This window comes from Streptomyces asoensis, assembly GCF_016860545.1.
Classification (GTDB): Bacteria; Actinomycetota; Actinomycetes; order Streptomycetales; family Streptomycetaceae; genus Streptomyces; species Streptomyces asoensis.
In genome coordinates, this window is sequence record NZ_BNEB01000005.1 from 733,982 (window position 1) to 760,257 (window position 26,276).

The window sequence follows — 26,276 nt, forward strand, 5'->3', positions numbered from 1 at the left end:
TGCCATCTCAAGGGTTGGCAACTGGATCGATCGCAGCGACGCTCGATTCACTCGCCACGGCCTGCCGTGGCGACCTCCGTCCTGACCAGGGCGACCGCCGAGGCCACCTGCTCCCGCACGCCGGCACCGGGCGCCTCGCCCAGCACGGCGGCGACCAGCTCGTGGGCGAGGTGGTGCAGCTTGGTGTTGGTGTTCTGCGAGGCCAGGACCAGGACCCGCCAGGCCTCGTGCACCCCCAGACCGAAGGACGCCATGAGGATGCCCCGGGCGAGGTCGATGACCGGGCGGGTCCGCATGGCACGCCTCAACTGGGCGACCTCGACGCGCAGGTCGTCCAGGGCGAGGTTCCCGGGGAACACGGGCCCCGCGTCGTCGCGTCCCGCCCGGCGGGCACCCTGGGCGTCGCCGTCCGCCGCGGCCCGGGCACGCCCCGCGGCGGCACCGGGAGCCGAATCGGCCGAGCCGTCCACGTCGGCCGCGCGGGTGGCGCCGCCCACGTCACCGCTGCCGTTCCCGTCAGGGCCCGGGAAACCGCGGCCCGGGACGTCGGCGCCCGGGACACCGGGGTACGGGACACCGGGGTCCGGGGCGTCGAACAGCGTCCCGGTGCCGGTGAGGGCGAGGAGTCGCGCGACCGCGGGACCGACGGTGCGCAGGACGACCGTCTTGTCCTGCTCCAGCCCCTGCCTTCGCATCTCCAGGAGCACGTTCAGCGTCGAGCAGTCGCAGAACCCGACGCCTTCGAGTTCGAGGTCGACACCGCGCACCGCGGCTCCGAGGGCCGCGCCCAGGGCGTGCCCGAGCTGCTCGGAGGCGTCCAGGTCGAGTTCACCGCGTACCGCCACGACGACACGGTCCCCGTCCGGTCGGACGGCGATCTCGGGCGCCGGCGCGACAGCGGTGCAGTGCGCACCGCCGGCCTCCGCGCCACCCCGCACGACCCCGTCTCCCGCGTTCACGTCACAAGCCGGTTCCGACATGACCGCCTCCCTCGGTCACTTCACACCTGTCCCGTCCAGATTCACTCGTCGCTGGTCGCACGTCAAGTGATACATGAAATGAACTTCATGCTTTTGTTTACATGAATGTCCGGCCGTATCATCGCCTCATGGAAGGAGTGCCTGAGCCACACAACGGATGGACGTTCCTCACCAACCACGCCCGCGTGCTGGCCGCCATCGCCGACAACCACAGCGCCCGCATCAGGGACCTCGCCGCCCACTGCCGGCTCACCGAGCGGGCGGTGCAGAAGATCATCGCCGACCTCGAGCAGGACGGATACCTGTCCCACACGAAGGAGGGGCGCGGGAACGTCTACCGGATACAGGCCGGCAAGGTGCTGCGCCATCCCGCCGAGGCGGGACTGAGCGTGGCGGCCCTACTGTCCCTGCTGGCCCGCGACGAGGCGGGCCGCGCCGAACACCCGGACACCCGCGCCCGCGACCGCCGTTCGTGACCGGCGCGCGACGGTCCGTGCGGCGCGGCGCACGGGGCGGCGCGGCGAGAGACGAAGGTCACGAATACGTATCGGACATTTACCACTTCAATCTTCACGCCAGCCACACAAGTTGGTTAAGTTGACGCCCAGGCCGTTCGACTGCCCTTCAGGGCAGGGGGCTTGGGGGCGCCCGCAAGCGGGGTGGCCCGGATTCCTCCGCCGTACGAAAGGCGGAGCACGGAAGGAGTACGTCTTCCATGGCGACGGATCGCAGCCCGCGCTCCCCAGGCAGCAACATCGACGAGCCGAGCCGGGCGGAGATCCAGCAACGGGTCAACTCGCTCTACGACCGCGCCGAGTCCGACACGGGCACCTACAACATGACCCGCGCCATGTCGGGCCGTTCACGCGGTACGGGCGCCTCGGTCGCCAACGGCGGCCGGGGATCGGCCGATCCGTCGCTCGACGCGGTGGCCAAGCAGTGGTTCGACGTGGCCCGCGACCGCATCGGGCCGACGGTGCCCGCGGTACTGCCGAGCGACCGTCAGCCCGCCCGCCCGTCCCGTCCCGCGCGCCCGGCGAGCACGCCCGAACGGCCCCCGGCCGAAAGCTCCGTCGTCAAGGAGCTGGAAGCGGCGACCCGGCGGGTCCCCGAACTGACCGCGCGGCCCGTCGCCGCTCTTCCCGCCGCACCCGAGCCGCGCCAGGAGGAGCCCAGGGCCCTGCTGCCCGCCGTTCCCGCTCCCGCGGGCGCCCCTTCCAAGGCCGACTCCCCCGCCGCCGCGCCCGCCGACCGGCAGGCATCGCTCAAGAAGAACAAGGAACAGATCGGGCGCAAGCTCGGCGCGGCCCGGGACCTGCTGGCCCGCGCCCTCGCACAGCCCGCACCGTCCGCGCAGACGCAGTCCCTGCCGGTGCAGCTGCCGACCGCGCAGGCCCTTCCGGTGCAGTCCCCGCCCTCCGCGGCCTCGCCCCTGACCTCTCCGCTCATGGCACCCGCTCCCACCGCCGCCCTGCCCGCGGTCGGGGCGCAGCCGGTGGAAGCGCCGGCGGTGCAGCAGCCCTGGGACACGGCGGAGCAGCAGGCGTTCCGCGCCGAGATCACGGCCGCCTGGGCCGGACGACCGGCCGCCGCGACGGGTTCGACCGGGGCGACGGGTTCGACCGGGGCGATGGGTCCGGACCCGATCCTCACCACGGGTGAACTCGGCTTCGGCACGGCCGCGTCCGGCTTCCCGGCAGCGGACTCCGGCTTCCCGCCGCCCGGTGCCGCCTTCCCCGCGGCGCCCGCCGCGGTTCCGGTCGCGGCCGCGCCCATGCCCGGCTATCCGGCGCCGGAACTCGGCGGCGGCACACCGCCGTACGGCTATCCGATGGCCGACCCGGGCCTGATGGCGACGGAGTCCGGCCTCGTGGTCCCCGGTGCGGGCCCGCTCGTGGCGGCCGCGCCGCCGGCCCCGGCCTACGCGATGTCCGAACCCGGCCTCGGCGCACCGCCGTCCGGCTACGCACCCGCCGAACTGCCGCTCGGCCTGCCCGACCCCGCCTATCCGGCCGCCGGCTTCGCGCCGTCGATGCCTCCCGCGGCATCCGTGCTGTCCGCGCCGTCCGTGCTGTCGGCACCCACGGTGAACACGCCCGGCCCGCAGGGGGCGATGGCCGACCTGCTCACCGGAGGCACCGGCCACCTCGCCGTTTCCCCGGTCGCGGTCGTCGCCGCTCCGCTGCCCGAGGCCCTGCCCATGCCCGTGCCCGTGCCGCCCACCGATGTCACGGCCCGTGCCACCGGGACCGGATACCTGGGGAAGGCGGACAAGGCCCTGGCCTTCGCGCGGGCGCAGATAGGCCGGCCCTGCGTCTGGGGGGCGACCGGGCCGGAGTCCTACGACTGCTCCAGCCTCACCCAGGCCGCGTGGCGGACCGCCGGTGTGACACTGCCGCGCTCCGCGATCGACCAGGCGAAGGCCTTCACCCGGATCAGCCTGGCCGAACTGCGCCCCGGCGACCTCGTCTTCTTCTTCGACGACCTCCGCCACACGGGCCTGTGCACGGGCAACGGCATGATGATCCACGCCCCGGGTCCGGGATCGTCCATCCGCGAGGAGGCGATCCTGCCGTTCGGGGAGGGCGCCCTGCGCGGCGCCGTCCGGCCCGCCTGACGCCGTCCGGCCCGCCCGGCTCCGGGCGGGTTGCCGTCACCCCGGCCGACCGGGGGAACGTAGCTCTCAGTGCACGGCGGTGTTCGACCGCGCCTGGGCCCTCCTGGCGTTGTTGTAGGCGCGCAGGAGGTGCTTGGAGACGGCGCACGGCGCCATGTCGAAGTGACACTGGCGGCAGGTGCGCGCGTGCTCCTCGTAGGCGGTACGGGAGACTTGCAGGGCGTCCTCAGGCGAGGGCATGGGGGTCCTCCGAACGAAACGACGGTTACCCGGGGCCGTGGCTACTCACCAGTAGGGCCCGCGTCAAGAGGATTGGATCATGTTACTTACGGTAGCGGAAAATGCGATTCCGGCCAGAAGGGAACCCTCTTCATGAGCGACGACGACGGGCGGCGGGCGGCGCGGGTCTTCGACGCGCTGGGCGCCGTGTACGAACAGGCGTTCGCGCACTCCGAGGCGCACCGCAGATCCCTGGAATGGCTGCTCGGACGGCTCGACCCGGGCTCGCGGGTGCTGGACGTCGGCAGCGGGACGGGACGGCCCACGGCCGAGACCCTCGCCGGGGCGGGCCATCACGTGCTCGGCGTCGACGTCTCCCCGGTCATGGTGGAGCTGGCCTCCCGGCAGGTGCCCGGGGCGGAGTTCCGGTGCACCGACGTGCGCGAACTCCCCCTGGAGGACGGCTCGTTCGACGCGGTCTGCGTGTACTTCTCGCTGCTGCAACTGGACCGGACGCAGCAGCGCGAGACCGTCGGGCGGCTGGCTCGCGCACTGCGGACCGGAGGCAGCCTGGTGCTCGCCACCGTGCCGCTGGACGTGGTGGAGGTCGACGCCGTCTTCATGGGGCAGCCCGTGCGGGTGACGAGCTTCGCCGCCGACGCCCTCGTCGACGTGGTCACCGGGGCGGGTCTGACCGTGCTGGCCCGGGAGGACACGTTCTTCACCCCGGACCACCCCGACGCCGTACCGGAGCCGCATCTCTTCCTCCACTGCGGCAGGCCGTAGACGTCGGCATCACCCGCCGGGCCCGTCATCGGGCCGGGCCCGCGGCACGCTCGGTGACCGCGGGCCCGTCCGGAAGCCGGCCGTGTCCCCGGGGCTCCAGAGCCGCTCAGGCCCCCAGGAGCTGTCGCAGGCCGCGCGGGCCCACCTTGCCCGAGGTGAGCGCGAGGACCACCGCCGCCGAGCCCGTGCCCAGCAGCGCCCCGGCCACCACGTCGCCCGGGTAGTGCACTCCGGTGTGGATCCGCGAGTAGCCCACCGCGCAGGCGAGCAGGCCCAGCGGGACCGCGGAGACCGGCAGACTCGGACCGACGGCGGCCGCGAAGGCCACGGCCGAGGCGGTGTGCCCGGAGGGGAACGACGCCGAGTGCGGCATCGGCACGTGCCGCCCCGGGAACGGCGAGTCCTCGGCGCGGTGCGGCCGCGGACGGCGTACGAGCTTCTTGCCGAGCAGGTTGGCGCTCGCCGAGGCGACACCGATGGCCGCGACACCGAGCGCGGCGGCCCGGCGCGGACGCCCACCGCGCAGCGCCAGGGCGGCGGCCACGGTGAAGGAGAGCTTGGAGTGGTCGGCGGCGGCCGACAGCCGGCGCAGCGCGGTGTCCAGCGTCGGCGTTCTGGTCACGGTGACCGTCTCGTACAGCGCCTGGTCCATGGTGACCAGGTCACGGACCAGACCGAGGCCGGGCTTGGGCCGGCTGTCAGACATCGTAGGACTCCTTGATCGATCGGTGATCGGGGTGGCCGAGCGCCAGGCGGAAGATGCGCCGCCAGTCGACCGTGGGGGGCGCGTAGGTCGCGCCCGGGCGGTGCCTCGGCACGCGTACCCGCAGCGCGGCGGGCCGTACCGTGCACACGACGGGGGTGGCCAGCTCGAGCGCCTCGCCGTCGACGGCCACCGCGATGCGCGGCCGGTCGGCCTCGACGACGACACGGCGTGACGTGACCGAGGTGATGCTGCCCGCGCGCTCACCGAGCAGCGCCAGTTCGGCGGCCTGCGCCGCGCCCTCCACCCGCACGCCGATCACGCCGAGCACACCGGCGTCGAGCCGGGGACGGCGTCCGCCGCCGAGGGGGTCGGCGCGCGCGTAGGCGTTGTTGCTGACGAGAAGCGCCTGCGGGGCGTGCACATGGAGGTCGTCCGTGCGGACGTCCAGGGTCGGGCCGGCCTCGCCCTGGAGCAGGTCGGGCAGGTGGTCCAGGGCGGTGGCGGCCTTGGCGTCGCGGTAGTCGGGGCTCTGCACTATCTCCGCGTACGCACCGAAGGAGACGGTGTTGACGAACGCCCGCCCGGCGACGTCCCCGAGGTCCACCCGCAGTTCGACGCCGTTGGTGAGGGCGTCGAGGCTGAGCGTGGGGTCCGTGCGGTCGAGGCCGAGGTCCATCGCGAAGTGGTTGCGGGTGCCGGCCGCGATCACCAGGAAGGGCAGGCCGTGTTCGGCGGCCACGGCCGCGACCAGCGCCTGGGTGCCGTCGCCGCCCGCGACACCGAGCAGGTCCGCGCCCTCCGCGACGGCACGGCGGGCCTCCGCCTCCGGGTCCGTGTGGACGCCGTCGGTGCCCAGCAGGACCACCTTGGCGCCGAGCGCCTCGGCACGCTCCACGAGGCCGTGCTTGACGACCTTGCCGCCGCCCGAGCGCACGTTCATGATCAGGACGGGTCTGCGCGGCGGCGGGGTCTTCCGGCCGTGCGTGCCCTTGGGGCGGCGCACGCTGCGCAGCGCCGCCCTGGCCGAGGCCAGTGCCCCCGCCCACAGGCCGAGGGCGCCCACCGCCACCGGCCACAGGCCCGACGTGGCGTACAGCACCAGCACCGCCACGGGCGCGGTGACGGCCAGCGTCCCGCCGAGCAGCCGGGCGCCGCCGCGGTGCGCCAGCATCCACCACACGCCGGCGCCGGCCAGCGCGAGGAGGACGAATCCGATGAACAGGATCAGCCAGCCGCCGGAGCCGGCACCCGCCATCACCACCGCGACGCAGCCGGCGAGGAGTACCAGCGCGAGCCGTGCCCAGCCCCGCGCGCGGGAGACCGCGTCCCGCTGCGCCGAGCCGACGTGCGGCAGCGCCCACTTGGTCCTACGTGTCTCGTTCACCGTGTGCCCGCCATGCTCCGAGGCCCCCTTAGCGCGTCGACAACGCCGACGTTACCGATCAATTGTCCACGGCACGGCGCCGGTATGTGACCGTGGCCCGCCGTGTTCGTGCCGGTGTCGCGGCGCACGCCACAGCACCGGGGGCCCGTCGGCAGTCCGACGGGCCCCCGGTGCTGTGGCCGTGCTCTAGTACTTGCGCCGTGCGTTGCGGAACAGGACGGTGAAGCCGGCGATCACCAGCAACCCTCCGGCGGCCGCGGGCCACAGGTTGGCGCCCGTCTCGGCGAGGCCGCCGGTCTGGACCGCCTGGGGTTCGATGCCGCCGCCGGGGATCCCGGTGTCGGAGCCCGCGCCCGCCGCGCTCTGCGACTGCTCGGCAGCGGGGGCGGGAGACGTCGCCGGGGCGCCGATCTCGCCGCCAGAACCGGCCGCGGGCGTGGTGCCGGCCGCCTTGGCCGAGGGCTTCGTGTAGACGCGGGGCCCGGTGGTGGCGTTACCGCCGCCTGAGCCGTTGCCGCCCTGGGCGGGCTCCGTGGTCACCGGCGCCTCGGGGGCCTGGGACGGCTCCTGCGCACCCCCGCCGGAACCGTTGCCGCCGTTCCCACCGGCACCGTTACCGCCGTTGTCGTTACCGCCGGAACCGTTGCCGCCGTTACCGCCGTTGTCGCCACCGGCGCCGCCGTTGTCGTTACCGCCGTTGTCGCCACCGGCGCCGCCGTTGTCGTTACCGCCGTTGTCGCCACCGGCGCCGCCGTTGTCGCCCCCGCCCGCGCCGTTGCCGCCGTTGCCGCCGCCGTTGCCGCCGTTGCCGCCGCCGTTGCCGCCGTTGCCGCCGTTGCCGCCGTTGTCGCCGCCGTTGCCGCCGCCGGCTCCGGCGCCGCAGGTGCGGCCCTGGTTGATGCAGTCGACCATCTGACCCATCAGGCCCTCGTCGAAGACGTTGATGAAGTCGCCGTGGTCGGTCACCGGCTTGTGCAGCTGCTCGGGGAAGGAGTCCACCGCGAACAGCGGAGTGGTCTTCCCGCCGTCCTGGAGGCTGGGCGCGTCGACGTCGTAGACGATCCGCTGCACCAGCTGCGGGACGGCCTTGAAACCGTTCGGGCAGGTGCCGTCCGCGGCGGCGAAGGCCACGTGCGTGCGGTGGTTGGCGCTGTCGATGTTGGCGCCGTCCCAGCAGCTCTGGAACCGGAAGGTGCGCACCACGTCGCTGCCGGACGGGCAGAGCGGGTACTTGTCCTTCAGCTGCCGGTCCTCGAAGCCGGTGCAGCTCCAGGAGGCGTTGGCGTTGGCCGTTCCGTTGACGAAGGCCTTGGCGTCGCCCGTGATGACGCGCAGCAGCCTCGGCATCGCGGTGACCTGGCTGCGCGGGTTGCCGACGAAGGTCAGGGTGACCTCCTTGGGCGTGACGATCTTTCCGGCGTTGCCCTCGATGCCGCCGCCGGGCTTCTGCGCGTCCTGCTCCTGACTGCCGTTCTGGAGACGCAGCACGGGCCAGTAGTAGGTGGACTTGTCGCCCTGGTCCGCGCAGCTCGTCCCGGCCTTCGCCAGGTCGTCGTCGGAGGCGAAGGCGGTGTTGGACTGGTTGCCGACGTAGTCGTGGAAGTGGTGCGCGCCGTTGCTGACGCCCGGGGCCACGATGACGTTGTCGGAGTTGAACAGGCCGTTCGCGTTCACGCCGCAACTGGTGACGAACGTGCCGCGGGAGGGACCGGAGCTGGGATCGGGGGTCTGCCGAGCGGGCTGGACGCTGTTGATGTCGGCGTAGTCCACGGCCACGGGTCCGTTGCCGGCCTGGCCGCCGTTGCCCTGCTGACCGCCCTGCTGACCTCCGTCGCCCTGCTGACCGCCCTGCTGGTTCCCGCCGCCGTTCTGACCGTCGCCGTTCTGGCCGTCGCCCGCCTGGTCGCCGTTCTGGTTCTCGTCGCCGTTGCCGTCGGCGCCTTCGTCGGCCTGGTCGTTGTTGGCGCGCAGGGTGCAGCCGGCGAGCTCGTCCAGGCCCTCGGGGCGGTCCCCGACCCGGTCGATGGCCTCCGCGATGCGCTGGATCGTCGCGGCGCGCTTCTCCTTCAGCGGGTTCATGACCGCGTTGTCCGCGAAGCCGGCGTCCTGCTTGACCGCGTCCGCCGACTCCTGGAGTTGGCGGTAGGCGGCGGCGATCTGCTCGTCCAGCAGGGCGAGTTCGCGGGCGACCTGGGGCGAGGCCTCCTCCGGGACGTCGGTCAGCCGTGCGCCGACGTCGGGACAGTCGATGGTGACGGCGCTGTTGCCGCCCCGCTTCACCGAGTTGACGTCGGAGCCGTCCTCCGTGGCGGAGGCGTAGACGTTCACCGCCATGAGCCCGCCGCCGCCGAGAATGAGCGCCAACGCCGCGAAGGTCGCGCGGCGTCCGCCCGTCTGGCGTCTGCGCCTGTTCTGTACCAAGGAGTGCTCCTACACGTCGTCGGCGGCCATGGGCATGAAGTCCCCCGGCCCTATACGCAACCGGGCACAGGAGTGTTCAGCCGCACCACGAATTCATAGCAAGATCTCAGGCGGAGGCCGTGTCCCGGGTCCCCGCGGCGGCCCGCCGCCTGCGGCGTCCGCGCTCGTGGAGCAGGCCCAGGACGAGGGCGGCGGCCACCGCGATGAGGTGTTCACGGCCGGCGAGATTGGGCTTGGCGATCGACTCGAGGACCATCGAGCCGCCGGTGAGCGTGAAGACGACCGGGGCGCGGCGGACGACCGAGAGATAGGTGAACAGTCCGACGACCGCCGCGGACGGGCCGGTGTCGAGCACCTGGCCGATCTCGGGAGGCAGTCCGAGGCCCCACCGTCCCGGCCCCATCGCCATCATCACCCGCGCGGACAGCGTGCCGGCCAGGGTGGAGGCGTAGGCGATCAGGAGGGTACGGCGGCGGCCGAGGGCCAGTTCGGCCAGGGCGAAGGCGAGGAAGAGCTGGGTGATGCCCGCCCACACGGGGAGGTCGAGGGCCGGGACGTAGAGGGAGACGGGCGTGCGCAGCAGCGCCAGCCACAGGGGCAGGTCGCCCTGGACCCCGCCGAGCACGCGGACGGCGGTCGCGCCCGTGCGGTGCTGGGCGATGGCGTGGAAGAAGATGACGCCGGCGCAGGCGACGAAGGCGAGCAGCAGCGCGGCCGGTCCGCGCCGGCGCAACTGCCGCAGGGGATCGACGACGATGCCGTACCACTCGCCCCGCAGCGTGCGGCCGACGAACGCGAGCGCCCGGGAGAACGCCCCGCCCCGCGGCACGGCGTCGGCCCCGGCCCCGGCAGCACCGGCAGCGGCTCCCGCACCGGCACCGGATGTGGCGACACCCGGTGGGACCCGGTCACGCACGACACCCGGTCGGACCCGGTCACGCACGACGCCCGTCCACCCGCCCGCCCGCTCGGCGCGCGGCTCGCCCCCGGTACGGCCCTCACGCGCCCGGACCCCTCCCCCCTGGGTGCGGCCGGCGCGCGGCTCGTCCGCGGGGCGGCGTTCGCGGGGCCGTTCCAGGTCCGGACGCAGGATGCTCAAGGTCTCCCCCAAACACTCGTCGCACGATGTTTCCTACGAGTCACGTCCCGGAAGACGCAGGGCGGGGCCGCGAGGATTACTCCCGTTCAAGCCGTCTACCTCACATTTCGACCGAGGCCCGGTCACAGGCCGGGACGAGGAAGCCCGGCCGGGGGCCCGGGGCGGGCGGCGCCGAGGGCCCCCGGTGCGGCCGATGACGCCCGGTCACCCCGCCGTCACGGCGGTGGGCTAGTGTCACGGAAGTGGAACGCACCGACCAGCGGAACATGACCCCGGCCGGGTTATCGCGCACGGCGGGCCCGACCGGCCCCGGCGCCCTCGGCCTCCGCCCCTCCTCCCCTATCTGCTTCCGCCCCTTCGCGCCGTGGGCGACCACCGCGTGAGGCGATCCTCACCCGCCGCGGCCGGACCCGTCACCGGGCCCCGGACCGCCGCGGAACCCCTGCCGACCCTCCTCGCCGACGGCCTGCTCACCGAGCGGCTGGCGCTCGCCGTGCCCGAGGGCACCAGGACCGTCGTGGCCGAGTACGAGATCCAGCCGGGCCACTCACTGCCGTGGCACTACCACGAGGGCCGGGTGGTCGCCGTCGTGACGGCGGGCGTCCTGACCCGGACCCTGGCGGACGGCTCCGAGTGCGTGACCCCCGCCGGCGGGTGCATCGTCGAACCCGTGGGACCGCGGGGTGTGCACATGGCGGAGAACCGGGAGCCGGAACCCCTGCGCATCTGCGCCCTCTTCTTCCTTCCCCAGGGCAGCCCGCTGTCTACGCGCGCAGAACCGCCGGCGGGCCCGGCCGGCCGACGCTGACCCCGGCGCTGAGCCCGGCGCGGGCCCGCCGGGCTCAGCGCGCCGGCCGGGGGCCCGTCTCCTGCACCGGGAACGTCTGCTCGGCGCCCGGCAGCACGGGCCGGGGCAGGGTGGCGACGTCCTCCTGCGCCCGCTGCCACTGTTCCTCCGTGTCGTCGGGCAGCGCGGGTGCGGCCGCGCCGGTGCCGGAGAAGCGGAAGGCGGAGGTCAGGTCGCCGAACGTGGCGCGCCGCCAGGCGCTGATGTTGGGCTCCGTGACCCCGGTGAGCCGCTCCAGGAACCGCAGGGTGGAGGTGTGGTCGAAGGGCTCGGATGCCACCCAGCCGCCTACGGTCCAGGGCGAGACGACGATGGCGGGGACCCGGAATCCACCGCCGACCGGAAGCCCGGCGACGAACTCCCCGGGTGTGTCCACCGGCGGGGTGGGCGGCGGCACATGGTCGAACAGGCCGTCGTTCTCGTCGTAGTTGAGGATGAACGCGGTCTTCTTCCAGACCTTCGGGTTGGCCGCGATGGCCTCGATCTTCGAGGCGACGAACGCCGCGCCCGCCGCGGGCAGGTAGTCCGGGTGCTCCGACTGGTGGCCCGGCGGCACCAGCCAGGACACGGTCGGCAGCCGGTCGGCCCGGGCGTCGTCCTCGAACGTGCCCTCCGGCTGGGGCCGTACCCCCCGCTCGTACAGCTCGGAGCCGGGGAGCGCGTCCCGGAAGGCGGCGAACTGCTCGAGCAGGTTGCAGCCGTAGTCGTCCTCCTGCTGGTACACCTTCCAGTCGACCCCGGCGGCCTGGAGCCGCTCGGCGTACGTCGTCCAGCTGAACGGTGTGGGCGCGGAGTTGCGGACGACCGGTCCGCCGTGCGCGCCCTCGGGGTCGACGGTGCCGGTCATCCACATCAGGCGGTTGGGCCAGGTCGGGCCGAGGACCGAGCTGAAGTAGTGGTCGCAGAGGGTGAACGTCTCGGCGAGGGCGAACTGGAACGGGATGTCCTCACGGGTGTAGTAGCCCATGACGTAGGGGGCGTTGGCGCCGTCGGCCGTGCGATGGGCCGTCACCCAGCGGTCCATGTGCCCGCCGTTCCACGCCTCGTGCTGCACCGACCAGGCGTGGCTCGTGGACGGGATGGCCTGCGCGCTGGAGGTACGGGTGTCCAGGTGGAAGGGCAGGAGGTAGCCGGCCGGGTTGCCGGTGTCGGGCTGGTAGAAGACGGACCGTCCGGTCTCGAGGGTGAGCGCGTCGGGGTCGGCGAACCCGCGCACGCCGGACAGGGTGCCGAAGTAGTGGTCGAAGGAGCGGTTCTCCTGCATCAGCAGGACGACGTGTTCGACGTCGGCGAGCGAGCCACGGCGCGCCGGTCCGGCCGCGACGGCCTTCTGCACGCTGGGCGGGAGGAGGGAGAGGGCCGCGGCGGCCCCCAGCGCTCCCGCGGTCGAGCCCAGGAGTCTGCGTCGGGTCAACTCGGCCATGTCTGCTGTGCCCCTTGCTGAACGGACGAAGCGGAGGAAACGGGGGAATCGCCGGGAAGGGCGGGAACGGTGGGAACGGGGGAGGCGGCGGGAAGGGCGGGAACGGGCGAAGCGGCGCGAACGCGGGATGCCGAGGGAACGGCCGGGTGGTGGAAGGCGCGGGACGTGCCGGGCGGGCGGCTCAGGACCACAGCTCCTCGCTGTCGCACACCCGCGCCCCCATGTTGCGCTCCATCATCACGAGCGCCGCGTCGGCGAGTTCGGCGTGGATGTGGGCGACGGCGTCGCGGGGCACGGTCACCCGGAGGTGGCGGATGTGGGCGTCCAGCGCCGAGTACAGGACGCACTGCTCGGTGACCTGGCCGCACAGGACGACGTGGTCGATGCCCTCCTGGTGCAGGAGGTAGGACAACGGGGTCTCGAAGAAGATCGAGTGCCGTGCCTTCAGGACGAACAGGGACCGCTGGTCGGGCAGGAGGGGCTCGACCAGGTCGGCGTGCGAGCCGGAGAGGGCCTTGTCGAGCAGCTCCCCGTGGTGCGAGCGCCACTGGCCGAAGTTGTCGTTGACGTAGACGACGGGCACACCGGCGTCGCGGGCCCGTTCGACGAGACCGGCGGCCACCGGTACCACCTCGCGGGCCGACGGCAGAAGCAGCTCGGCGTCCGGGTGGTCGTAGGTGTTGATCATGTCGATGACGATCAGCGCGGTCGTGCCCATGCCGCTATGGGTTCCCGGCGCGGCGTGGATATGACGGCAGATCACTCTTCCGCGCGAGGAAGGGACGCGGGCGGCCGGTCGGCGAATATCGGTGGCGGAGGCCACGACCGGCTCGGTTACAGTGCTCCGCCGGTATCGCGCCGGCACCGAGAGGAGACACAGCGGTGCGCTTTGGGGTGGGGAACGCGGGGCGGCGCGGACACAGGGGGCGGGCGCTGACCCTTGCGGCCCTGTCGACGGGGCTGGTGACGGGGCTGATGACCGGGTGCGCGGCCGAGGACGGCGACCCGGATCCCGCGTCAGGGGCGTCCGCGGGGACCGCCGCGAAGGTCGCGCGGCGCGGCGGGTCCGTCGGGGCCTCCGGGTCCGCCTGCGAGCTGCCCGTCACCTTCGACACCGCGGAGTTCTGGAAGGCCAAGGCGGTCGACGCCGACGAGGCGTCCGCCGCCGGCGGGGACCTGGCCGGCCTCGCGGACGCCTTCCTGCGCCAGGGCCCGGTCACCATGGCGTGCGAGATCGACGCCAAGCCCGCCGGGAAGATCGGCTTCCTGCGGGTGTGGACCGGCGAGCCCGGCGACGCGGACGCGACGGCCGTCCTGAAGGGGTTCGTCACCGCCGAGCAGGGCGCGAGCGGGGCGAAGTACCGCACGTTCGAGGCGGGCGGCCTCACCGGCGCCGAGGTCGAGTACGTCACCACCAGCAAGCTCCTCGAGGAGACGAAGAAGGAGCGCGCGCTCGCCGTCACCACGTCCGCGGGTCCCGTCGTCCTGCACCTGGGCGGCATGGACACCGACGAGCACGAGGCGATGCTCCCGGCGTACGAACTGGCCAGGTCCACCCTCCGCCCCACCGGCTGACCGGAGCCGGGGTCAGGCGCGCAGCAGTTCGCGCATGCGTTCCGCCGCGCGTACGGCGCGGTCGCCGCAGCAGGTGTTGAACAGCACGTGCACCTGCTCGGCCCGCCGGGCGAGCGCCCGCACCCTCGGGACCCACTCGCAGAGCTCGTCGTCGGTGTACTCGTGCCGGAAGCGGTCCTCCTTGCTGCCGGTGCCCCAGGCCGGGCTGCGGCCATGCAGCCGGACGACCGCGAGCCGTCCGCAGGTCACGTGCGTGACGGGCGGCACCGCGGACGGCGGCGACTGCGCCATGTCGACGGCCACGGCGGCGAAGCCGTGGGAGCGCAGCAGGCCGGCCGTGGCGTGCTCCTGTTCCCCGCGCCACCAGTGCGGGTGCCGGAACTCGACGCAGACCGGCCATCCGGCGGTGCGTTCCGCGCACCGGTCGAGGAACTCCCGCGCCCGCGGCCCGGGGCGGAACCACGGCGGGAACTGGAAGAGGACGGCGCCGAGCCGTCCCGCGTCCCGTAACGGCCGGATCCCGTCCGAGAACCTGCGCCACACCTCGTCGAGGGCCTCGGGCCCGCGGATGTCGTCGGGCAGGCCCGGCGGCAGTACGGCGGCCCGCGTGGGGTGGCCGGTCAGCAGGGAGAAGGCCTTCACGTCGAAGACGAAGCCGTCCGGGGTGCGCCCGGCCCACAACGCGCTGGTGCGCTCGCCGGGCAGCGCGTAGTACGTGGCGTCCACCTCGACGACCGGGAAGCGTTCGGCGTAGTGGCGCAACCGTCCCTCCGCGTCGCGCCGCCCGCTCGGGTACCAGCCGCTGGAGACCAGCGCCCGGTCCGTCCAGGAGCACGAACCCACCAGAATCTCGCCCATGGCGTGCGGTTACCCCGCCGGGAGCGGGTCTCCCCCGCCGCGCGGATGCGCGCCCGGCCCGATGTGGCGCATTCTTGCTGTGTCGCTCAAGCGGCGGCGCACGGACGAGGTAGGGCCAGATGACTGGGAGCGCCGGAGACGAGCGGAAGCCGTCCGGGCCGCCGCCCGCGCTGCTGACCGGCACCGTGGCGGACGCGCTGCGGGTGACGGACGGCCGCGTCGCCGGCGTGTACCTCCGCTCCCCCACGCCCGGACTGCTGCGCCTCGCGGTCCTCGCGGGGCTGCCGGGCCCGCTGTTCCGCCCCTGGTGGCGGGTGACCGTGGACCGGCCGTTCCCGGTGGCCGACGTGCACCGGACGGGCGTGCCGGTGGTGCTGGCCAACGCGACCGAGACGATGCGCGACTACGCGCAGCTCGCGGCGGGCCTGCCCTTCCAGTTCGGCTCGCTGTACGTGCCCGTGGTGGCGGACGGCCGGTCCTTCGGGGTGCTGGCGGTCCTGCGGGCCGCGGCGGCCGACGCGGCGGAGGTGCAGGCGGAGCACGAACGGCTGGCGGTGGTGGCGGACGCCCTGGGAGCGGCCCTGTCGCGGCTGGACGCGGACGGCGGGGAGGTCACCTGGGACGGGGAGCCGCTGTGCGTACGGCCGCCCGCCGCGGGACCGGCCCCGGGCCGGGTGGGGCGGTTCGCGTGGGATCCGGCGACGGACGTCGTCACCCTGGACGAGCAGGCACGCGCCCTGCTGGGTCTGCCGCCCGGGCAGTCCCCGGGCACCCTGGACGCCCTCGCCCGGGCCGTCGACCCGACGGACGCCCACCGCCTGCCCGGCCTGCTGCACCGGACGGCCGGCGGCCGGCCCCCGCCGCTGCCGATCCAGGTGCGCACCACCGAGGGGGGCCTGCGGCTCCTGGAGCTGTGGGAGGCCACGGGCGCGGCGACCGGGGCGCCCCGCCCGCCCGGGGCGGCCGCGACGCCCCGTCCGATCGCCGGTGTCCTCCTCGACCCGGGCCCGGGGGCCCTCGCCGACGGAGCAGCCGACCTGCTGCCCGAAGGGGTCTTCTGTCTCGACCGGCTGGGGCTCGTCGTGTACGCCAACCCGCGGGCCGGGCACCTCCTGGGCGTGCCGCGTGACCGGCTGGTCGGCCGGTCGCTGTGGGAGGCGGTGCCGTGGCTGAACCAGCCCACCTGCGAGGAGCATCTGCGCGGCGCCCTGCTGTCACCGGAGCCCGCGCACTTCCATGTGCGGCATCCCCACACCCAGAACCGTTCCGCTGTCCCCCGGCCGTACGAGGGCGACTGGCTGCGGATCTCCCTGTACCCGGGCGCGGATCTCGTCACCTGCACGGCCGTGCCCGCCAACCGCGTGCCGCAGGGCACGGATCCCGAACCCGTCGGCGGCGCGCCGCCCGCGCCCGACACGGCGGCCTCGACCGCCCCGGTGTACCGGCCCATCGTGCTGGCCATCGCCCTCACGGAGGCCGTGACCGCGCGCCAGGTGTCGGCGGTGGTGATGCGGGAGCTGCTGCCCGCGTTCGGCGGCCGCCGGCTGGCCATCTACCTGCTCCAGGAACGGCACCTGTACCTGGCGTGGGAGTCGGGGTTCCCCAAGGGGTTCCTGCGCCCGTTCGAGGGGGTGGCGCTCGACGCCCGGCTGCCCGGGGTGGAGACCCTGACGACCGGCCGGCCGCTCTTCTTCGACTCGATGCGGCAGCTGGCGGCCGCCTATCCGGGCATCGCGCTCGACGCGTCGGAGGGGGCCCGCGCCTTCCTGCCGCTGATCGCCTCGGGCCGCCCGGTGGGCTCCTGCATCCTCGGCTTCGACCGCTCGCGCAGCTTCGGCTCGGAGGAGCGCACGGTGCTCACGGCCCTGGCGGGACTGATCGCCCACGCGATGGAGAAGGCCCAGCGCTACGACACCGAGGCCGCTCTGGCCCGCGGGCTCCAGCAGGCGCTGCTGCCGCGCCGGTTGTCGCAGCACGCGCGCGTGGAGACGGCCGGGCGGTATCTGCCGGGCACCGAGGGCATGGACGTCGGCGGCGACTGGTACGACGTGGTGGAGGCCGGGGACGGGCTGGCGCTGGTCATCGGGGACGTCCAGGGGCACGGTGTGCAGGCGGCGGCCACCATGGGTCAACTGCGCAGCGCAGTGCGGGCGTTCGCTCTGGGCGACCGGCCGCCCGAGGAGGTCATGGGAGGCACCAACCATCTCCTCATCGACCTGGACCCCGGGCAGTTCGCCAGCTGCTGCTACGTGCGGCTCGATCCGGCCACCGGGGTGGCCAGGGCGGTGCGCGCCGGGCACCTGCCGCCGCTGCTGCGCCACCCCGACGGCCGAACCGAGGTCGTGGACCTGTCGGGCGGTGTGGTGCTCGGCGTGGACCCGCGCGCCCTCTACCCGGTGACGGAACTGCGGCTGGAGCCCGGCGCGATCCTCGCCCTCTACACGGACGGGCTCGTCGAGCGGCCCGGGCAGGACATCGACGACGGCATCGCGGCACTGCGCCGCGACCTGGCCGGGGCCCTGCCCGGCCCGCACCCCGGCGCGGCCGGCGCGCGGGAGCCACGGGGCGGCCCCGCCGTCCGCTCCCTGGCGGACGTCGCCGACCGCCTCACCTCGACGGCCCGGCGGGCCGCGGACCGGGCGGACGACATCGCCCTCCTGCTGGCCACCCGGCGGGCGGCGCGGACGCCCCCCGGGACGAACACGGGCGACGCGTGACGTGACCGTGCGTGACGCCTCTCGCCTCGGACGCCCGGGCAGTGTAGACATGGCACATGGTCCGACTCCTGGGGCGCTCGGATACCCGGCCGGCCCGTCGTCCCCGGGGCCCGCGGGTCCGGCGCTCACCCGAGTCCGCGCTGGGCGGGCGCAGTCTCGCCGCGCAGGTGTTCGTGCTCCAGGTCGTCATCGTGCTGCTGCTGGTGGTGGCCGCCGTGGTGGCGCTGCTGCTCCAGGTACGGCACGACACCACCCAGGAGGCCCGCAACCGCTCGCTGGCGGTGGCGCAGACCTTCGCCAACTCGCCGGGCATCGTCCAGGCGCTGGCGAGCCCGCATCCGACGGCCGTCCTCCAGCCCAGGGCTGAAGCCGCCCGCAAGGCGTCCGACATGGACTTCATCGTCGTCCTGAACACGGACGGCATCCGCTACACGCACCCCAAGCCGGACCGCATCGGCAAGAAGTTCGTCGGGAACATCCAGCCGGCCCTGGACGGCGGGGTCGTCGTCGAGGAGATCAACGGCACCATCGGCCGGCTGGTGCAGGCCGTGGTGCCGGTGAAGGCGCCCGGCGGGAAGGTGGTCGGGCTGGTGTCGTCCGGCATCACCACCGCGCACGTCGGCGGCACCGCCGACCGTCAGCTCCCGCTCGTCCTCGGCAGCGCGGCGGTGGCCCTGGTCCTGGCCACGGCGAGCACGGCGCTGGTCAGCCGCCGTCTGCTGCGCCAGACCCACGGCCTCGGACCGCGCGAGATGACCCGGATGTACGAGCACCACGACGCGGTGCTGCACGCCGTACGGGAAGGGGTGATCATCGTCGGCGGGGAGGGCGACCTGCTGCTCGCCAACGACGAGGCGCAGCGCCTGCTCGACCTGCCACCGGACGCCGAGCGGCGCCAGGTCCTCGAGCTGGGGCTCGACCGGGACACCGCCGAGCTGCTGGCGTCGGGGCGGATGGTCACCGACGAGGTGCACCTGGTCGGGGAACGGCTGCTGGCGATCAACCAGCGGCCCACCGACCTGGCGGGCGGACCGGCCGGCAGCGTCGCCACCCTGCGTGACTCCACGGAGCTGCGGGCCCTGTCGGGCCGGGCCGAGGCGGCCCGTGAGCGCCTCGACATGCTGTACGCGGCCGGAGTGGGCATCGGGACGAGCCTGGACGTCGCCCGGACCGCCGAGGAACTGACGGAGCTGGCGGTGCCGCGGTTCGCGGACTTCGCGACCGTCGACCTGTTCGACTCCGTGCTGGACGGGGCGGAGCCGGAGGCGCACGGCGCGCTGCGGCGCACGGCGGTGAGCGCGGTCCGCAAGGGGGCGCCGCTGTACTCGGTCGGTGAGCGGATCCGGTTCGTGGACTCCAGTCCCCAGGCCCGCAGCCTCGCCGGGACGCGGGCGGTGCTGGAGGCCCGGCTCGCCCAGGCGCCCGGCTGGCGGGCCCAGGACCTCGAACGGACCGAACAGGTCGTGGAATTCGGCATCCATTCGCTGATCACCGTGCCGGTGCGGGCCGGCGCCCTGACCCTGGGCGTGGTCAGTTTCTGGCGTTCGGAGCGGCCCGACCCGTTCGACCCGGACGAGGTGGTGCTCGCGGAGGAGCTGGTGGCGCGGGCCGCGATCTCCATCGACAACGCGCGCCGCTTCACCCGTGAGCACGGGATGGCGGTCACCCTCCAGCGCAGTCTGCTGCCGCGCAGGCTGCCGGAACAGAACGCCCTGGACATCGCCTACCGCTATCTGCCCGCCCAGGCGGGCGTGGGCGGGGACTGGTTCGACGTGCTTCCCCTGTCGGGGGCCCGGGTCGCTCTGGTGGTCGGTGACGTGGTGGGCCACGGCCTGCACGCGGCGGCCACCATGGGGCGGCTGCGCACGGCGGTGCACAACTTCTCGGCCCTGGACCTGGCCCCGGAGGAGCTCCTGGGCCTGCTGGACGAGCTGGTCGCCCGTATCGACCAGGACGAGGCCGCCGACGGCTCCGACGCCCCGGTCTCCGGCGCGACGTGTCTGTACGCCATCTACGACCCGGTCTCCCGGCGCTGCACGATCGCCCGCGCCGGGCATCCGCCGCCGGCGCTGGTGCACCCGGACGGCAGGGTCGAGTACCCCGAGGTGCCGGCCGGGCTTCCCCTCGGGCTGGGCGGGCTGCCGTTCGAGACGGTCGAGCTGGAGCTGGCCGAGGGCAGCTCGCTGGTGCTGTACACCGACGGGCTGGTGGAGGACCGGGAGCGGGACATCGACACCGGTCTCGAACTGCTGCGCACCGCGCTGGCCCGCACGTCCGGGAGTCCGCCGGAGGGGGCCTGCCAGGCGGTCCTCGACGCGCTGCTGCCGCCCCGCCCGAACGACGACATCGCGCTGATCGTCGCGCGGACCCGGGCGCTGGGCGCCGACCGGGTCGCCGAGTGGGACGTGCCGGTGGACCCGGCGGCGGTGGGCGAGGTCAGGTCCGCGGTGGTGCGCCGGCTGGCGCACTGGAACCTGGACGACCTGGCGTTCACGACGGAGCTGATCCTGAGCGAGCTGGTCACCAACGCGATCCGCTACGGCAACGGCCCGGTGGCCGTCCGGCTGCTGCGGGACCGCACCCTGATCTGCGAGGTCTCCGACGGCAGCAGCACCTCGCCGCATCTGCGGTACGCGGCGATGACGGACGAGGGCGGCCGCGGTCTGTTCCTCGTCGCGCAGCTCACGGAGCGCTGGGGCACCCGGTACACCGCCAAGGGCAAGGTGATCTGGGCCGAACAGCCGCTGCCCTGAGGCGTGGCGCCGGCCGGACGGGTCCGGGTCGCCGACGTCTCATGTCGCGGCCGGGCCGGTCAGTGCGTCCAGGCGTTCACGGAGGTGGTGCAGGACCGAGCGGGCGGTGTCGGGGCCGTGATGGGCCCTCTCGTGGCGCAGGTACCCCGACAGGCGGGCGTCCTCGGTCATGTTGAGGGTGATCGCGAGCACGGGCGCCGCCGCCTCGGACGACTGGCGGGTGGCGTAGGTCAGCCGGGAGGAGTCCTGGCTGATGGGCAGGACGTCGGTGCGCAGGGCGTGCATCGGGACGGCGTCGATGCGCTGGAGGTCCATGGCCCAGCCGGTCACCCCGTGCAGGCGCAGCGCGGCGTGGCCGAGGGCGTACCGGAAGAAGCCTGCGTCGCCGCTGCGGCCCAGCACGGACTCGGCGACCCGTCCGAACGGCAGGTCGACGGTGGCCGAGGCGTCGCGGACGGCCTCGTGCGTGCGTCGCAGCAGTCCGCGTCCGCCGTCCTGTGACAGGTCCACCGGTATCTGCACCATGTTGGCGAATTCACCGACGGCGGTGCGGTGTTCTGGCCGCAGCCGGCCGTGCGACGGTGTGGAGAAGATCAGCCTTTCCCGGCCGAACTGACGGCCGAGGGCGCCGGCGAACCCCGCGATCAGGAGCGAGTACAGGGAGACCCGGGCGGCGCGTGCGGCGTGCAGAAGCCGTCGGGTCTGCCGGGGGGAGAACTCGAGGGGTTCCTCGTCGTAGTGGTGGCGCAGCGCCCGGGGCCCGGCGGTGCGGCCCGGCAGCGGGTCCCCGGCGCCGTACGCCCGTAACAGTGCGGCCCGGGCGGCGAGGCGGGCCGCGCGGTCCTCCAGGAAGGGGCGGGCGGACTCGGCGTGGATGAGGTCGAGGTAGGAGAAGGCGGGCCGCAGCGGTGGTCCGCCGGCCACCCGCCGGTTGTACGCGTGGGCGAGGTCGCCGAGGAAGAGGCGGTGGCAGGCCGCGTCGAACACCAGATGGTGGAAGTTGGTGAGCAGGACGTGGTGGTCGGGAGCCGCGCGCAGCAGGTAGGCGCGGCCCAGGGCCTCGGTGACGTCGAAGGGACGGGCACTGAGCTCCACGAGGAACCCGTAGGGCTGCGCGGGCAGTTCGGCCTCCTCCAGCGGCAGCGGGGTCGCGCGCAGCGTCTGGCGGGGCCGGACGACGTCGGCTATCCGCTCCGGCGGTCCTTCCAGTCGCAGGCGCAGGGCGTCGTGGTGGAGCGTGACCTCGGCGAAGGCCTCCCGCAGGGCGCCGGTGTCCAGCGGCCCGAGGAGCCGCAGGGCGGTCGCGCAGTCGATCGAGACCACCGAGGGCCAGGGCCTGGCATGACAGCGTTCCCACTCCCAGCACATTTCCTGGCGCGAGGAGAGGGGAAGTGCGGGGTGCTCGGGACCGGTGGTCGTCGTCATGTCCTGCCTCGGGGTCGGTGACACCTGTCGTACGCGGAACGGAAATGCACTCACCGCCGGCTCCCGTCGTCGCCGGGATCCGCAACGCGCGAGCGCAGCCGTCGGATCGATGTTCTCGGACGATTCCGCCGCTCGGGAGCGGTTCGGCGACATTTCGGCACAGCCACATGCCGGTCCTGCCCTCGGTGCGCCCCTCGTGATCGGGCGGCGGCGCTCATCGGCGACGGCCCCGCCGCCCGCTGGACAGCCCGCGCGTCTGCTCATAAATGAGACTTATGAGTCCATAGACCGGACCCGCGTACCGGGTAAGGCTTGCCTCAGTTTAGGCTTCCCCGGAGTCGATCTGTCGCCACTCGAAGGGAACCTGATCATGCCCCGCCCCCTGCGGGTAGCCATAGTCGGAGCCGGCCCCGCCGGGATCTACGCCGCCGACGCGCTGCTCAAGTCCGATGTGGCCGCCGACCCGGGTGTCTCCATCGACCTCTTCGAGCGCATGCCGGCCCCGTTCGGCCTGATCCGTTACGGCGTCGCCCCGGACCACCCCCGCATCAAGGGCATCGTCAACGCCCTGCACCAGGTCCTCGACAAGCCGCAGATCCGTCTCTTCGGCAACGTCGACTACCCGACCGACATCAGCCTGGACGATCTGCGCGCCTTCTACGACGCGGTGATCTTCTCGACCGGTGCGACGGCCGACCGCGAGATGTCGGTGCCCGGCATCGACCTGGACGGTTCCTACGGCGCCGCGGACTTCGTCTCCTGGTACGACGGTCACCCGGACGTGCCGCGCACCTGGCCGCTGGAGGCCGAGAAGGTCGCGGTCCTGGGTGTCGGCAACGTCGCCCTGGACGTGGCCCGGGTGCTGGCGAAGACGGCGGACGAGCTGCTGCCCACGGAGATCCCCGCCAACGTCTACGAGGGCCTCAAGGCCAACAAGGCGCTGGAGATCCACGTCTTCGGCCGCCGTGGCCCGGCGCAGGCGAAGTTCTCCCCGATGGAGCTGCGGGAGCTGGACCACTCCCCCACCATCGAGGTGATCGTCGACCCCGAGGACATCGACTACGACGAGGGCTCGATCGCGACGCGGCGCGGCAACAAGCAGGCCGACATGGTCGCCAAGACGCTGGAGAACTGGGCGATCCGCGATGTCGGCGACCGCCCGCACAAGCTGTTCCTGCACTTCTTCGAGTCGCCGACGGAGATCCTCGGCGAGGACGGCAAGGTCGTCGGGCTGCGCACCGAGCGCACGGCCCTCGACGGCACCGGCAACGTCACGGGCACCGGCGCGTTCAAGGACTGGGACGTCACGGCGGTCTACCGCGCCGTCGGCTACCTCTCCGACAAGCTCCCGAAGCTGCCGTGGGACCTCGAGTCGGGCACGGTCCCGGACGAGGGCGGCCGGGTCATCGAGGAGTCCGGCGAGCACCTTCGGTCGACGTACGTCACCGGCTGGATCCGGCGCGGCCCGGTCGGCCTGATCGGCCACACCAAGGGGGACGCCAACGAGACGGTGTCCAACCTGCTGGACGACCACGCGAACGGCCGGCTGCACACGCCCGGGTCGCCCGAGCCGGAGGCCGTGGACGCCTTCCTGGCCGAGCGCGAGGTCCGCTTCACCACCTGGGAGGGCTGGTACAAGCTGGACGCCGCCGAGAAGGCGCTGGGCGAGCCGCAGGGCCGTGAGCGCGTGAAGATCGTCGAGCGCGAGGACATGCTGCGGGAGAGCGGCGCGTAGTCCCGCCCGCGAGGTCCGGGGACGGGCCCGGCCGCCCGTGATGTCGCGGGCGGCCGCGGGCCGCGGGGAGTCAGGCCCCGTCGGCGCGTCCGCCCCGGACCCGCTGGGCGACGTCGCGGAGCTTGACGTTGTGCTGCTGGGAGATGCGGCGCAGCACGTCGAAGGCCTCCTCCTCGCTCAGGTGGTGGCGCTCCCTGAGGATGCCCATGGCCTCGCCGATGGCGTGCCGGGTCTTCATGGCGTCCTCGAGCTGGTCGACGGCGTGGGCGTCGGCCAGGGCCACGGCGGCGTGGGAGGCAAGCAGCCAGCCGGCGGTCTCGACGTCCTCGCCGAAGGTCCCGGGGCGGCGGGCGTACAGGTTGAGCGCGCCGAAGTCCTCGTCGTGGGTGTAGAGCAGCACCCCGGTCATGCTGCCGATGCCCAGTTCGTGGGCCGCCGCGGCGAACCGCGGCCAGGCGGGCTGGGGGCGGGACATGTCCGCGATGCGGTACACGCGCTCGCCGTCCTTCGCGCGGTCCGCGAGGTCGAAGCACGGGCCCTCGGCCAGTTCGCCCTGGAGGCGGTCGGACTCCTCGACCAGCTCGCCGCAGGAGGACAGGGTGACGGACCTGCCCTTGCGGACGGCGAGGATCCCGGCGGCGTCACAGCCGTCGACCAGTCGCACCGCCGAGGCGGCGATCTCGTCCAGCGTCCCCTGCACCGAGTCCTGCGCGAGAAGGTTGCGCGCGAGCTCGGCCATCGACTCCGCGAAGTCACGCCACTCCAAGGCCACCACCCGTCTTCGTCACCGGTTCAGTCACCCTACCGCCCGCCGCTCCGGCACCTGCGCGGCCCGCCCGCGGCCCCGGCCACGCGGGTCAGCCGTCGTCGCGCGGGTAGGTGCGGATCACCTTCGCGTGGACGTCGGCCTGGAGGTAGGCGCTGCCGTAGTCGTCGGAGAGGTAGACGCTCATCGTCGGCCCGCTGTCGAAGACCGTGGAGGGCGGGTTGATCACCAGGTAGCGGCTCGTCGGCTCGGGCACGCCCAGGGACTTGGCGGCCCTGGTCAGCAGGGCGGGCACGGCGTCCCAGTCGTAGAGGTCCAGGTCGACGGGGACGACGCCGTTCATGACGCTGCCGCCCGGGCCCTCCTTCACCGCCACGTCCCCGCCCCGGTACATGTAGCGGTCGTAGAGCTTGGGGTGACCGGCGACGGGGGCGTCGGCGATGGCGTACTCCCCGTAGATCACCAGGCTGGTGACCTTCGACCCGCCCATGGCGGCGGTCAGCTTGGCCACGGTCGCCTCGATGCCGTCGGCGGTGAGCAGGTCCACCTTCTCCACGCCGGCGGCGGCGCCCGACGAGCCGCCCGAGGACGATTCGGCGCCGCGTGACGCCGACGGCGAGGCGGAGGACGAGGCGGGCGGACTCTCGGCGCCCGCGCCCCCGGTGCCGCCGTCCTTGGTGTTCGGGATCAGCGTCCACACCAGGACGCCCGCCAGCACCGTGCCGACGACCGCTCCGGCGACGGCCGGGCCCCGGCGGCGGGAGCCGCGGGGCGCGAGGCCGGGGTGGGGGACGGCGGGGGTGACGTCCGCGGGGCCGGGCGGAGCGAGCGGGTAGGAGGTCGGCGGGGCCTGCGGGAGCCCGGGGGGCGGGGGCGCCGCCGGTGCCGCCGGGTGCGGCGCGGCCGCCCCGTACGGGGCGTCCGCCCGGTACGGCGCGTCCCCGGCCGCGGCCGCCGCGGCGAGCATCCGGTCGACCTCCGCCGCGTCGGGGCGGGCCTGCGGGTCGCGGACCAGCAGCGCCCGCAGCACACCGGTCAGGGGCCCGGCCCGGCGCGGCTCGGGCACGTCCTCGCCGAGCACGGCGGCGAGCGTGGCGAGCGTGCCGGCCCGGCGCAGCGGATGGTGGCCCTCCACCGCGACGTACAGCAGCATCGCCAGCGACCAGAGGTCGGCGGCCGGGCCGCCGTCCTTGCCGCTGACCCGTTCCGGCGCCATGAAGTCGGGCGAGCCGATGACCGCGCCGGTGGCGGTGAGACTGGCGGACTCGCGTACGGCGGCGATGCCGAAGTCGGTGAGCACGGGGCGCCCGTCGGGGCGCAGGAGGACGTTCGCGGGCTTCACGTCACGGTGTTCGATGCCCACCGCGTGCGCGGCGCGCAGCGCGGACAGCACCTCGCGGCCGAGCGCGGCGGCCTCGGCCGGCGGCATCGTGCCGCGGTCGAGCCGGTCCTGGAGGGAACCTCCCTCGACCAGTTCCATCACGATCCACGGGTACGTGTTCTCGCCGCCGTCGACGATGTGATGGATCGTGACGACGTTGGGGTGGTGGACACGCGCCAGCGCACGGGCCTCGCGCAAAACGCGTTCACGCAGCGTGCGGGCGCCCTCGGGGTCGTACTCGGCCAGGTCCGGGTCCGGGGGCCGGACTTCCTTGACGGCGACGTCCCGGTGCAGTGCCAGGTCGTGGGCGCGCCACACCAGGCCCATGCCGCCGCCGCCCAGGCGTCCGACCAGCTCGAAACGGCCGTCGACGACCCGTCTGTGGGGTTCCGCTGTGCTCATGGCAGGAGCTTAGGGGCAGGCGCCGACAGGTGTTCTGTCGGCCGGAGGGAGCACAACGTGAATGGTCCGCGAAGGCCAGGGGCATGCTGTGAACGAGGTCACCTTCCGCCGGGCCGTTGCGGACCCGGCTGCGGACCGCTCCCTCACTCTCCCGTCGCCCTCCGCCACGAAGGACATGTGCT

Annotated in this window: 20 protein-coding genes; 8 read left to right on the plus strand and 12 right to left on the minus strand. The window is 73.9% G+C overall.

The window, feature by feature from the left end:
• Positions 1–47: 47 nt before the first annotated feature.
• Positions 48–980 carry an ANTAR domain-containing protein gene (locus Saso_RS26315; protein WP_229901393.1) on the minus strand — a complete coding sequence of 311 codons (933 nt, stop codon included), beginning with the start codon at positions 978–980 and terminating at the stop codon, positions 48–50.
• A gap of 128 nt (positions 981–1,108) precedes the next feature.
• Here Saso_RS26315 and Saso_RS26320 point away from each other — a divergent pair, with 128 nt between their 5' ends.
• Positions 1,109–1,456, plus strand: a complete 348-nt coding sequence (locus Saso_RS26320; RefSeq protein WP_189924770.1) for a helix-turn-helix transcriptional regulator — start codon at positions 1,109–1,111, stop codon at positions 1,454–1,456.
• Between the two features lie 239 nt (positions 1,457–1,695).
• Positions 1,696–3,597 carry a C40 family peptidase gene (locus Saso_RS38960; protein WP_307822255.1) on the plus strand — a complete coding sequence of 634 codons (1,902 nt, stop codon included), beginning with the start codon at positions 1,696–1,698 and terminating at the stop codon, positions 3,595–3,597.
• Between the two features lie 66 nt (positions 3,598–3,663).
• Here the strand turns inward: Saso_RS38960 and Saso_RS26330 are convergent, their stop codons facing one another.
• Positions 3,664–3,837, minus strand: coding sequence for a hypothetical protein (locus tag Saso_RS26330; protein ID WP_189924768.1), 174 nt, complete (start codon positions 3,835–3,837; stop codon positions 3,664–3,666).
• 132 nt (positions 3,838–3,969) lie between these two features.
• On the opposite strand from Saso_RS26330, the gene Saso_RS26335 reads away from it, so the two are divergent.
• Positions 3,970–4,602, plus strand: coding sequence for a class I SAM-dependent methyltransferase (locus tag Saso_RS26335; protein WP_189924766.1), 633 nt, complete (start codon positions 3,970–3,972; stop codon positions 4,600–4,602).
• Positions 4,603–4,708: 106 nt separating this feature from the next.
• On the opposite strand, the gene Saso_RS26340 is transcribed toward Saso_RS26335, so the two are convergent.
• From Saso_RS26340 to Saso_RS26355, 4 genes are all read right to left on the minus strand, one after another.
• Positions 4,709–5,308, minus strand: coding sequence for a phosphatase PAP2 family protein (locus tag Saso_RS26340; protein WP_189924764.1), 600 nt, complete (start codon positions 5,306–5,308; stop codon positions 4,709–4,711).
• Positions 5,301–6,692, minus strand: a complete 1,392-nt coding sequence (locus tag Saso_RS26345) for a diacylglycerol/lipid kinase family protein (protein ID WP_372442494.1) — start codon at positions 6,690–6,692, stop codon at positions 5,301–5,303. Before Saso_RS26345 ends, Saso_RS26340 begins: the two co-directional genes overlap by 8 nt.
• Before the next feature lie 186 nt (positions 6,693–6,878).
• Positions 6,879–9,026 carry a DUF1996 domain-containing protein gene (locus tag Saso_RS26350; RefSeq protein ID WP_189925044.1) on the minus strand — a complete coding sequence of 716 codons (2,148 nt, stop codon included), beginning with the start codon at positions 9,024–9,026 and terminating at the stop codon, positions 6,879–6,881.
• 193 nt (positions 9,027–9,219) lie between these two features.
• Positions 9,220–9,942: a hypothetical protein gene (locus Saso_RS26355; protein WP_189925042.1), complete on the minus strand. Its 723-nt coding sequence runs from the start codon at positions 9,940–9,942 to the stop codon at positions 9,220–9,222.
• Between the two features lie 649 nt (positions 9,943–10,591).
• Here Saso_RS26355 and Saso_RS26360 point away from each other — a divergent pair.
• The gene (locus Saso_RS26360) at positions 10,592–11,020 is read left to right on the plus strand and encodes a cupin domain-containing protein (RefSeq protein ID WP_189924763.1); all 429 of its coding nucleotides are present in this window, start codon (positions 10,592–10,594) and stop codon (positions 11,018–11,020) included.
• A 34-nt stretch (positions 11,021–11,054) separates the two neighbouring features.
• Here Saso_RS26360 and Saso_RS26365 read toward each other — a convergent pair whose 3' ends face one another.
• Positions 11,055–12,482 (minus strand): alkaline phosphatase family protein, encoded by a 1,428-nt coding sequence (locus Saso_RS26365; protein ID WP_189924761.1) that lies wholly within the window; start codon positions 12,480–12,482, stop codon positions 11,055–11,057.
• A 181-nt stretch (positions 12,483–12,663) separates the two neighbouring features.
• The gene (locus tag Saso_RS26370; RefSeq protein ID WP_189924759.1) at positions 12,664–13,200 is read right to left on the minus strand and encodes a cysteine hydrolase family protein; all 537 of its coding nucleotides are present in this window, start codon (positions 13,198–13,200) and stop codon (positions 12,664–12,666) included.
• Positions 13,201–13,364: 164 nt separating this feature from the next.
• Between Saso_RS26370 and Saso_RS26375 the strand changes: the two genes are divergently transcribed.
• Positions 13,365–14,057 carry a lipoprotein gene (locus Saso_RS26375; RefSeq protein WP_372442495.1) on the plus strand — a complete coding sequence of 231 codons (693 nt, stop codon included), beginning with the start codon at positions 13,365–13,367 and terminating at the stop codon, positions 14,055–14,057.
• Positions 14,058–14,069: 12 nt separating this feature from the next.
• Here the strand turns inward: Saso_RS26375 and Saso_RS26380 are convergent, their stop codons facing one another.
• A complete protein-coding gene (locus Saso_RS26380; protein ID WP_189924757.1) occupies positions 14,070–14,915 on the minus strand; it encodes a DUF72 domain-containing protein in 846 nt (281 codons plus the stop codon).
• Between the two features lie 119 nt (positions 14,916–15,034).
• Between Saso_RS26380 and Saso_RS26385 the strand changes: the two genes are divergently transcribed.
• Entirely contained in the window at positions 15,035–17,632 is a 2,598-nt protein-coding gene (locus Saso_RS26385; protein WP_189924755.1) for a SpoIIE family protein phosphatase, read from the plus strand.
• 56 nt (positions 17,633–17,688) lie between these two features.
• Positions 17,689–20,385 (plus strand): SpoIIE family protein phosphatase, encoded by a 2,697-nt coding sequence (locus Saso_RS26390; RefSeq protein ID WP_189924754.1) that lies wholly within the window; start codon positions 17,689–17,691, stop codon positions 20,383–20,385.
• Between the two features lie 39 nt (positions 20,386–20,424).
• Here the strand turns inward: Saso_RS26390 and Saso_RS26395 are convergent, their stop codons facing one another.
• Complete coding sequence (locus tag Saso_RS26395) at positions 20,425–21,810, minus strand: condensation domain-containing protein (RefSeq protein ID WP_229901392.1); 1,386 nt, start codon at positions 21,808–21,810, stop codon at positions 20,425–20,427.
• Between the two features lie 370 nt (positions 21,811–22,180).
• On the opposite strand from Saso_RS26395, the gene Saso_RS26400 reads away from it, so the two are divergent.
• Positions 22,181–23,545 carry an FAD-dependent oxidoreductase gene (locus Saso_RS26400; protein ID WP_189924752.1) on the plus strand — a complete coding sequence of 455 codons (1,365 nt, stop codon included), beginning with the start codon at positions 22,181–22,183 and terminating at the stop codon, positions 23,543–23,545.
• 70 nt (positions 23,546–23,615) lie between these two features.
• Here Saso_RS26400 and Saso_RS26405 read toward each other — a convergent pair whose 3' ends face one another.
• Positions 23,616–24,311 carry a GAF and ANTAR domain-containing protein gene (locus Saso_RS26405; RefSeq protein WP_229901391.1) on the minus strand — a complete coding sequence of 232 codons (696 nt, stop codon included), beginning with the start codon at positions 24,309–24,311 and terminating at the stop codon, positions 23,616–23,618.
• A 91-nt stretch (positions 24,312–24,402) separates the two neighbouring features.
• Entirely contained in the window at positions 24,403–26,094 is a 1,692-nt protein-coding gene (locus Saso_RS26410; RefSeq protein ID WP_189924750.1) for a serine/threonine-protein kinase, read from the minus strand.
• Between the last annotated feature and the right edge of the window lie 182 nt (positions 26,095–26,276).